Source organism: Pseudomonas sp. PSPC2-3, from assembly GCF_049898265.1.
Lineage (GTDB): Bacteria > Pseudomonadota > Gammaproteobacteria > Pseudomonadales > Pseudomonadaceae > Aquipseudomonas > Aquipseudomonas veronii.
The window spans coordinates 541297-551028 of sequence record NZ_JAFCXJ010000004.1 but is presented as its reverse complement, the minus strand read 5'-3'; the positions used below and the strand labels follow the sequence as shown (position 1 = coordinate 551028).

The following is a 9732-nucleotide window of genomic DNA, read 5'->3' as shown; positions in this document are numbered from 1 at the left end:
GGGACGACTAACCCGTTCCCATGGATGAGCGAGATCATGGACTTGAAGAAAGAGAAGAATTTCTTTGAGACCCGTGTGATCGAGTACCAGACTGGCGGTGCGTTGAGCTGGGATTGATTTTAACGGACGGTACAAAGGAGCTGCCCATTGGCAGCTCTTTTTTTTGTAAAAAACTCAGTGATTTGGAACAGCAGATGGATTACCTGTAATCCGGCCAAATCCCCATCAGAACGCCAGCATCAAGGGTGACGGTGCCCGCGTATTTGTGCCAACGAAGCCTCTATGCCACCCCCTTTGGCCCTCGCACTTAAACCAAGTCCGCAGGCTGCATCGTCAGGATGATTTTTCCAACGTTTTCAGACGACTCCATTCGGCGATGGGCATCGGCCGCGTGTGACAGCGGGAAAGTACTGTCGACGACCGGCTCCAAACTTCCAGCGCCATCGAAGCCCTCGGGAATAGCCGCGGCATGCATGATCAGTTTTTCTCCGGTTCGGTAAACGTGGCATTAGCGATAGCAGAGGCGGTAATGGCGCCTGGAAAGCCTACGTAGAACGCCAGGTGAGTGATCGCGGCGGCGATTTCGTCATGGGTCACCCCGTTGCTCAGCGCCCGTCGCAGATGCGCGGGCAACTCTTCAGAGTGACCACCGGCAATCAATGCGGCCACTGTGATCAGACTGCGGTCGCGTGGGGACAATGCCGGATCGCTCCAGATCTGCGGATACAGCGTCGAATCAACGAATTGCGACAGCTTTGGGGTAAACGCCCGGGCCGCTTCACGAGGACTGCTGAAGTTGAGATTGGACATGATGCTGTCTCCTTAAACCTGGCTGATGAATTTGTGGGTGAGGTAGTGCTCGATGCCTTCAATGCCACCTTCCGAACCGTGGCCGCTTTCTTTCATGCCGCCGAAGGGAAGCTCTGTGGCGACGATGCGGTATTGGTTGATCCCGATCATCCCGGCCTCTAACCCGTCAGCGACGTCAATGGCCGTTCGAGCACTCGACGTGAACGCGTAGGCTGAAAGCCCGTAAGGCAGACGATTGGCCTCCTTCAAACCATCAGCCAAGTGATCGAATGGCATCAGCACGGCGATAGGCCCGAACGGTTCTTCATGCATGACTCGGGCATGCATAGGCACATCCGCCAACACGGTGGGCTCAAAAAAGTAGCCGCTGCATTCCAGGCGTTTACCACCGGCCAACACGCGTGCGCCTTTGGCAACGGCATCTGCCACCAGCTCTTCCATCTTGGCCAACTGCCGTGGATTGGCGAGCGGCCCAACCTGGGTGCCGGGCGTCAGGCCATCGCCAATGTTCAACGCGAGGGTGGCCGTCACAAAGTGCTCAACAAACGTTTCATAGACGCCACGCTGAATCAGAAAGCGCGTTGACGAGATGCAGACTTGGCCAGTCCCGCGGAACCGATTGGCAACGCCTTCGACGGCTGCTTTTTCGATTTCTGCGTCATCGAATACCAGCACCGGCCCGTGTCCTCCCAGTTCAAGGGTGATGGGCTTGACGCCCTCGGCAGCACGAGCGGATAGCAGCCGACCGATGGGGACCGAACCGGTAAAGGTCACCTTGCGAATGATGGGAGAAGCGATCAGGTGGCTGGAAACTTGGTCCGGCACACCAAAGACCACTTGCAACACGCCTTTAGGCAATCCTGCATCGTCGAGAGCACGCGCCAGGGCCAGCGCGGTGGAGGGGCTTTCTTCCCCTGGCTTGAGGATGACACTGCAACCTGCGGCCAAGGCTGCCGAGAGCTTGCGGGCGGGTGTAATGGCCGGGAAATTCCAGGGCGTGAACGCAGCGACAGGGCCGATGGCTTGGCGTTTTACCATTTGCAGCACACCGGGACGATTGGCCGGAACTACACGCCCATCGATACGGCGCGCGCTTTCGGCAAACCACTCGAAGTACTCAGCCGCACGCGTGACCTCATCCAGGCTTTCCGCAAGCGGTTTGCCTTCTTCCAGCGTCATTTGCTCGGCGATGTGTGGGGCCCGTTCCAGGATGAGATCGGCAGCGCGTTTGAGAATTTTTGCGCGCTTGTCGGGTACGGTCTGGCGCCATTGTTCAAAGCTCTGTTGAGTCACTTCGAGCGCGTGATTGAGGTCGCCTGCGGTGGCGAGTGGAACACGCCCGATCTCACGTGCGGTTGCGGGGTTGACGACAGCGGCGGTCGCGCGTCCTTCGGCACTGATCCATTCACCACCGATAAAGAGATAAAGCGGGTCGTAAGACGTGTTCATGAGGTTGCCCTTCGGTTGGTTTATCAACAAGTTCGTACAAGACTCAGCGCCTGGGTTGCCGTGTTCAGGTGCCCTGTGCAACCAAGTCTATGGAGTACGAACCGTTTGATTTAGCCGACCAGAAGGGAATCATTGTTGTGCCTGGAGGTAATATCGAGCACCGCCAGGAGCGTGTAGCATCTGCAAATACCGCCCACGTCATGCGGCAATGACAGCCTGGCTCGTCGTTCCAGGCTTGATTGTTTTTTGGGGTGGGGACTTCTGCAGTGAAGAACGTTTGCAATCAGATCGACAGGTAGAGTTGGATGGATAAGCTTACGAACATGTCCGTGTACGTCAAAGTTGTTGAGATGGGCAGTTTTACTGCGGTGGCTAACCATCTGGACTCTACGGTCGGCAATGTCTCGCGTGCGGTTTCCGCGCTTGAAAACGTGCTCGACGCCCGCCTGTTACAGCGCTCGACCCGCCGCCTTTCGGTGACAGACGCTGGCCGGCGCTTTTATGAGCGCTGTACCAAAATTCTGGCAGACCTTGAAAATGCAGAAGCCGAAGCGAGCAACGCCGCGTTGAAACCCAGGGGGACGTTGCGTGTGCATTGTGTGCCGGGGCTAGCACGGCAGTTGGTTACTTCGGCCGTGCTGGATTACCGCCGGGAATTCCCCGATGTCACCGTGGACTTAATGCTTTCTCAGCGAATGCCTAACCTCCTGGAAGACCAACTGGACGTCTCGATTCTGATTGCCCGAACGCTGCCAGATTCAGCGTATGTCAGCCAAAAGATCGGCATCAGCCATTGTGTGCTGGTGGCGTCTCCAGCATATCTGGAGCAACACGCTGCCCCTGTAACGCCAGAAGATCTCAGCGATCATCAGTGTTTGCTGTTGGGCACCGTCGATTATGTGCGGGATGAATGGCAATTAAAGAGCAAGACCGGGGATGCGCTATTTACCCCCAAGGGCCCGAGTTTCAGCGTCAATGATATGGACGCAATGGCAGTCGCCATTCGAGAGGGAGCAGGCATAGGTTTGCTGGCCGGTTTTTCAGCCATTGAGGACTTGCGTTCAGGCCGGCTCGTGCGTGTTTTGCCCGAGTACCATACCTACGAGCGTAATGTTTACGCCGTCTACACATCACGTCAGTTCATCGATGCAAAAGTTACTCGATTCATCGATACGTTAAAAAATCGGGTCGGTACTGAGCTGATGATGACCGCTCAGGAGCTCATCGCTTGAAGGACGCCAACCAAGGCCCGACGGGGAGGCAGTATCAGGATGGGTGTCTTCCTCATTTCGAGGCATTTCGAAACAGAAGACGCTAAAGACAATCAGGCGGGCTAAGGTTCGGTCATACCACTTGAAGTGTTTGTTTTGCCATTTTTTGCAGTCCATCACGAAGGGTTCGGATCGCATCACCAATGCTGTAGCCTTGTCCGCCAATTGCTATCAGCACTGTCACCGCTCGAACGACCGGGATGAATTCACCGCCGGGCTCTACTCGACAATCGGCCGATTGATACAGGAGTAAACTCTTGCGGTCACAGCTGATGCATTCTCAATCAATACTAGCCAGGACCGAGGCCACCCCGTGAACCCAGATATGCTCGAAGCCGGCCCCGTGGATGCCAAAGTACTTTCCGTCTTTGACTTCGACGGCACCCTGACCCATCACGACAGTTTCGTGCCCTTCCTCAAGTTTGCCTTTGGCGCCGGCGAGTTCTATGGCCGGATGGTCAAGCTGGCGGTGCCTGGGCTGCGGTTTCTGGTGCGGCAGATCAGCCGGGACGAGTTGAAGGCGCAGTTGATCCGCACCTTTATGACCGGGGTGGAGAAGGCGTGGGTGCAGCAGAAGGCCGAGGAGTACTGCCAGCGCAGTTGGGCGCGGTTGATGCGGCCGGCGGGGGTGTTGTCGGTGGAGCAGGAGCTGGGCTCGGGGGCGGTGGTGACGTTGTGTTCGGCGTCGCCGGCGTTGGTGTTGCAGCCGTTTGCCGATCGGCTTGGGATCAAGTTGATCGGGACCGAGCTTGAGGTGGTCGACGGCGTGTTGACCGGCAAGCTCACCGGGAACAACTGCCGGTGCGAGAACAAGGTGCTGCGGCTTGAAGCGGTGTATGGCGACCTGGGGGAGTATCGGCTCAGGGCCTGGGGCGATACGCGTGGGGACCGGGAGTTGTTGGCGGCGGCGCAGGACGCGCATTTTCGGCATTTTCATGGGAAGAAGCAGCAGGCCAGGTTGCAGCGCTGATAGGGGCGGTGGGGGATGCCATCGCAGCCTCGCTGGGATACGCGAGGTTGCGGTTTCCTAGCGACATCTGCGTAATATCCGGCTATCAATAGCCAAACCTCTCACGGACCCGAGCCCATGAAATTCGACACGGCCTACAGCCTGAGTCTCGACGACAAGCTGTCGATCTACGACGTGCGAGAGTTGAATTTCGACGAAACCGACGCCTACGACTCCGACACGGACCGTTTCCTCTGCCCCAACGAAACATGCCGCGCGGCCTTTGACGCAGGCAATGTGCTGAGCACATTCAACGCAAAAAACGTCAACTACCGACGCACCCCGCATTTCAAGAACACCCCAGGCACCCGGCACATCGAGGGTTGCCGTTACGCCAGCAGCCACAAGCCTGCCACGGGCGAAAGTGAGGACGAGCGCGAGGAACACTTCCCATCGGAATTCGTCCTGACCCGCCGCACCTACCCGCGTAAAACCCCGCAGGCCGGCACTGACGGGCAAGTCCCACAAGCCCCGGCGAAGCCCCCTTCAACCCGCACCAGCGCGTCTGTCGGCGCCAACGACACCACCCCGGATAAAACCAGCGTGTTCGCACACCCGGTGGAATGTTATGTGTCGAACCTCGACGACAAGGACAAGCTCAAGGCGATGCCCTTGAAGATCGGCGACCATACCGCGACGTACTGGACGTTTTTCAAGAAGATCGAGTACCTGCAGGACAATCAGGGCCTGATCTACTGGGGCCGGATCAAAGCGATCAAGGACTACACCAGCAGCTTTCGCATCGACTTCGAAAAGAAGGTATGGCTCGACAAGAAGCCCTATTCGGTCAACGTCTACCTGAGCAAGAAACTCATCGAGAATTACCGCAAGCGCACAGCGTTCCTCGAGCAGATCAAGGCCGCGGCCAGCAGCGCACGGCCGTTATATTGCTTCTTTTACGGGGTGACGCCGGCACTTAGACAGGTGCCCAGCAAGAAAAACCCCGAGCAGACGTTTGGGGTGTTCAGCGCCGACATCGAGAATCTGGATCATTTGATTATTCGCGAAGTGCCGGCGGCTGAGGCGGGTTAGCCGAGACCGTGCCCGACCTCGCACACGAATACCCTCGTGCAAGCCTCAAAATAGAACGGTGTCGGCGCCGGAGAACATTCCAGTTGATGAGCGGTCAAAACAACTGTACAAAAACACAGTATAGTTTGTCCTCCCCGTCGAACCCTGGAGACACCCCATGTCCTCTCTGGCAATGAGCTCTTTCGTAGAACAGCAGATCGTCCTGCATCAATTCACCGCCAAGCACAGCGTGCAGGCCCGCGTCATGCTCGGCTGGAGCCGCGAAGAGCTGTCGCGCCAGGCCGGTGTGACGGTGGATGCGATTCAACGGTTTGAAACCCAGGGCACCGTGGAGGACGACGTGCGCCTGACCCTGGCGTTTCGCCTGGAAGCCGAGGGGTTGGCGTTTTTCCCAGGGTTTGCGCCTGGCTGGGGGATGCGTGCGCGCAAGTTGGGAGCCGCCGCAACGGAACCCGCTGCACAAAACATCCTGTCTCGATTGATGGGTTCAACAGCGACGTCAATTGATTCACCAACCCCGCAGGCGCAGTAAGGCGCTGAGTGCGAACCCCAACGTTGGCCACGCCAGGGTGTGAACATTGCCTGACGGCTTAGAGGCTGGGCTTGGCGACCTTCTGTGCCGCCTGCTCATAGCCATGGCCCACAGCAAGCAGTGTGGGTTCAGACCCACGGGCACCAAAGAAGTACGCACTGGTCGGCACGCCGTCCTCATTCTTCCCGGATGGCACGCTGATCCCTGGGTAGCCGGCCACCGCAACCGCGAAGTAGCTGTTCGTATCAAAGTCCGACACCATGACGTCGAGGTTTTCCTGCGTGATCAGTTCATCCACCGTGCCACGAAAATCCTCGATCATTGCGTCCCATAACGGCTGGCGCTCATCGGCTGTGAGGGTGGACGCGTTGATCTCCTTGAGTGTCGGTTGGTGATCGGTGTCGGTGCCATCGCGCTTTTCATTGAATGCGATCAACTCGGACACCGACTTGACCGGCAACCCCTCGCGCTTGGCCAGGTAGTCGTTCAATTCATCCTTCACATCGGCGTACAAGAGTTCGCCATAGCGTGATGCGTCGGCCAAGCGCATATCGACCGGCACCAGAACCGCGCCTTGCGCGCGAAGCACTTCAAGCGTCTTGCGAAATTGCGGACTGTTGTCCACCGGTAAGCTTTCGCCATTCGCGGAAAAGGTCACGGGATAGCCGATACGTTTGTCCTGCAACGCACCGGGCTTGAGCAACGCGGTGTAATCAATCCCTTGGGGCGCATCCACACTGGCGGCATCATGAGGGTCCCTGCCCGACATCGCGTTAAGCATCAACGCAGCATCAAACACCGAACGCGTCATCGGGCCCGGCGTGTCCTGCCGATGGCTGGCTGGAATGATGCCGCTGCGGCTCAACAAACCCACGCCGGGCTTGAAACCGACCACCCCGTTGAACGCCGCCGGCACGATGATCGAGCCATTGGTCTCGGTGCCCACCGCCAAGGGGGCGAAGCCTGCGGCGACCGCGGCGGCCGACCCCGAACTCGAACCACCCACCTCTGCGCCCGCTTGATGCGGGTTACGCGTCTGCCCGCCCCGCCCACTCGAACCATCGGGGCCACCGCGAAAGCCCGCCAGTTCAGTCAAGTTGGTTTTACCCAGGATCACGGCCCCCTGCTCGCGCAAGCGCTCGACGATGAAGGCATCCTTGGGCGCCGCACTGCCCACCAAGCCAAAGGCGCCAGCGCTGGTTTGCTGGGTATCTCCCGTCTCGATAGTGTCCTTGAGTAACACGGGAATGCCATGCAGCGGGCCACGCACCTTGCCATTGGCGCGCTCCAGATCGAGCTCGCGGGCGATCTGCAAGGCCTCGGGGTTCAGTTCAATGATCGAACTCAATTTGGGGTCCAGCTTATGAATGCGCTCCTGCAGGTAACTGACCAGATTCGCCGAAGTGAGCCCACCCGGTCGGGCCATTTGCTCGCCGAGCTCACGCACACTGGCGTATTCCGTTCCCGGGGGAACCGGCGCTGAAGCCCCCGATGAAGACTGCGCAGGCAGCACTCGCTGCACCTGGTGAACAAACACACCCATGCCATAACCAATACCCAACATGAAGCACCTCCCGGAAGGCGTAAGAAGTGATGAAGGACCCACATTGATCCGTACACCAGTCTAAAAACCCCCCTCCTTCCAGGCTGCGCGACGCAGGTTGTTCAAACCGTGGGATTGTTCAGCGCAGTTGGTAGCTTTGCCTACCCATTAGTCAGGCCACGGGCGTTGCGATAGCCCTGCACCAGCACCTTCAGCGAGTCTTTCGACCACTGCGCGCCATAGAACCACAGCGTCACCCCGTCCCCCAGCGGCTCACCAAGGCTCGGGTAGCCACTCCAGCACGCGGCATGGAATGCAGCGCTATGGCTCTCGGACACCAGCGCATCCAGCCGATACTCACTCACACGCTCATCGATTTCATTGCGCGAATGCAGGGTGAAGCGCAGGCCGTCATCAGCCCGCTCTGCTGGCACCGCCACCAGTTGGGCACCGGCCTGACGCAGGAAGCCCAACGCTTCCAGGAAGGATGCGCTGTGTTCAATCGGCTCCTGATCATTGCCACGCACAAGGCGGTCGGCGAACCCCACGCGAGTGCCCGCCAACGTGTAGGGGACGGCGCAATTGCTGGAGTGTTGCACCAAGGCAGCTTCCACCTTGCCCGATTCAGTGGGCTCGACACCACTCAAGGCGATCAATGACAGCGCGGGGTCGCGCACAGGTTTCAGAGGCAGGGCCGGCACGTTATAGCCAGGGATTACAACGCCGGCACCAAGATGTGCATCGGGGACGTAGCCGATACCCAGTGCCGTCGTGGTCCCCGTTTCGATGTGAGCGTTGGAGGGCGCCTGCGCCAAACAAACCGGTTCCGCAGAGGGGGGTAAAAACGCTTCCCGCCGACAAGACATAGGCGATAGCAAAGACTTCCCACATTTATTGTCCATCAGAGCCGACTCCCGGAAATTGACCTTCCCGAGATCATCGCACTCTCATCTGGCGTTTGTCGTAGGCCTGCAACACCTTGAAAATTCCTTTTTTTCCGTTTTTCCCAACCGTCAGTTCACAAGCGCTTCCTTACCGCTCTGAACCTCCACCTCCAACCACCACGCGACACCTCGCGCGGGCTGGCTCAAACTGAACGCCTGCCCCATGGCCGGTGTGGTAATCGACACGTTACGCTCCCACGCCAACGCCATGATACGGTCGAAAGGCTCGTGCCAGGCATGGAAGGCCAGGTCGAAGGTGCCATTGTGAATCGGCAGCAGCCAGCGACCTTTGAGGTCGATGTGCGCCTGCAGGGTTTGCTCCGGTTGCATGTGTACATGGGGCCAGTCGACGTTGTAAGCACCGGTTTCCATCAGCGTCAGATCAAACGGCCCGTACTGTTCGCCGATGCGTTTGAAACCGTCGAAATAACCGGTGTCGCCGCTGAAAAATACGCGACGCGCGCCATCGATCATCACCCAGGAACACCACAGCGTCTGGTTGCTATCAAACAAACCACGCCCGGAAAAATGCTGCGCGGGAGTGGCGACAAAATGAATGCCATCGACTTCGCTGCCCTGCCACCAATCCAACTGCCGCACTTGGCCGGCGTCCACACCCCACTTCACCAGGATGTCGCCGACGCCCAGCGGCGCAAGGAAGTAGCGGGTCTTGTCGGCCAGTTGGATGACGGCCTTGCGGTCGAGATGGTCGTAATGGTTGTGGGAAAGAATCACCGCTTCCAACGGCGGCAGGTCTTCGAGACTGATCGGCGGGGCATGGAATCGCTTGGGGCCGGCCCAACTGAACGGCGAAGCGCGCTCGGCGAATACCGGGTCGGTCAGCCAGAATTTGCCGCGCATTTTCAGCAGCACGGTGGAATGCCCCAGGCGGAACACACTGTGGTCGGGGGCGGCCGACAGCTGTTCGCGGGTCAGCGAATGTACCGGAATCTCCCCCACCGGCCGCGTGCTGCGCGGCTTGTGAAACAGCATCTTCCAGAAAATGCGCAAGGTTCTGCCGAAGCCGGCGCGCTGTACGGCAGCATGGTTACTGAAGGTGCCTTGCTCCTGTTCAGCAGCTTTGCGTACCACAGGCGAGGGATCGAGACGGGTTGAAATCGTGGCCATTACAAGGTGACTCC

10 protein-coding genes and 1 pseudogene are annotated in these 9732 nt (G+C 58.7%); 5 read left to right on the top strand and 6 right to left on the bottom strand.

The genetic code is table 11. The features are described from left to right. Positions 1-117 (top strand): hypothetical protein (locus ACP7E3_RS12630; RefSeq protein ID WP_235369420.1); only part of this gene is annotated, 117 nt, incomplete at its 5' end. Between the two features lie 190 nt (positions 118-307). Here ACP7E3_RS12630 and ACP7E3_RS12625 read toward each other — a convergent pair. From ACP7E3_RS12625 to ACP7E3_RS12615, 3 genes and pseudogenes are all read right to left on the bottom strand, one after another. Beyond that, a pseudogene (locus tag ACP7E3_RS12625) lies at positions 308-448 on the bottom strand (zinc-binding dehydrogenase); the annotation flags it as partial. A gap of 29 nt (positions 449-477) precedes the next feature. Beyond that, positions 478-810, bottom strand: a complete 333-nt coding sequence (locus ACP7E3_RS12620) for a carboxymuconolactone decarboxylase family protein (protein ID WP_017847243.1) — start codon at positions 808-810, stop codon at positions 478-480. Positions 811-822: 12 nt separating this feature from the next. Next, the gene (locus ACP7E3_RS12615; RefSeq protein ID WP_057004493.1) at positions 823-2259 is read right to left on the bottom strand and encodes an NAD-dependent succinate-semialdehyde dehydrogenase; all 1437 of its coding nucleotides are present in this window, start codon (positions 2257-2259) and stop codon (positions 823-825) included. Between the two features lie 305 nt (positions 2260-2564). Between ACP7E3_RS12615 and ACP7E3_RS12610 the strand changes: the two genes are divergently transcribed. The 4 genes from ACP7E3_RS12610 to ACP7E3_RS12595 all read left to right on the top strand — a co-directional run bounded on the left by ACP7E3_RS12610 (position 2565) and on the right by ACP7E3_RS12595 (position 6103). Continuing rightward, positions 2565-3491, top strand: coding sequence for a LysR family transcriptional regulator (locus ACP7E3_RS12610; RefSeq protein WP_046382319.1), 927 nt, complete (start codon positions 2565-2567; stop codon positions 3489-3491). Between the two features lie 364 nt (positions 3492-3855). Further along, a complete protein-coding gene (locus ACP7E3_RS12605) occupies positions 3856-4500 on the top strand; it encodes an HAD-IB family hydrolase (RefSeq protein WP_017847240.1) in 645 nt (214 codons plus the stop codon). 117 nt (positions 4501-4617) lie between these two features. Beyond that, a complete protein-coding gene (locus tag ACP7E3_RS12600; protein ID WP_177032884.1) occupies positions 4618-5571 on the top strand; it encodes a hypothetical protein in 954 nt (317 codons plus the stop codon). Positions 5572-5728: 157 nt separating this feature from the next. After that, a complete protein-coding gene (locus ACP7E3_RS12595) occupies positions 5729-6103 on the top strand; it encodes a helix-turn-helix transcriptional regulator (protein ID WP_057004494.1) in 375 nt (124 codons plus the stop codon). Positions 6104-6161: 58 nt separating this feature from the next. Here ACP7E3_RS12595 and ACP7E3_RS12590 read toward each other — a convergent pair whose 3' ends face one another. The 3 genes from ACP7E3_RS12590 to ACP7E3_RS12580 form a co-directional block, all read right to left on the bottom strand. Next, positions 6162-7667, bottom strand: a complete 1506-nt coding sequence (locus ACP7E3_RS12590) for an amidase family protein (RefSeq protein ID WP_108524460.1) — start codon at positions 7665-7667, stop codon at positions 6162-6164. Positions 7668-7807: 140 nt separating this feature from the next. Then, on the bottom strand, positions 7808-8461 hold the full coding sequence (locus ACP7E3_RS12585) for a hypothetical protein (protein ID WP_201021462.1): 654 nt from the start codon (positions 8459-8461) through the stop codon (positions 7808-7810). A gap of 198 nt (positions 8462-8659) precedes the next feature. Next, positions 8660-9718: an MBL fold metallo-hydrolase gene (locus ACP7E3_RS12580; RefSeq protein ID WP_046382316.1), complete on the bottom strand. Its 1059-nt coding sequence runs from the start codon at positions 9716-9718 to the stop codon at positions 8660-8662. Between the last annotated feature and the right edge of the window lie 14 nt (positions 9719-9732).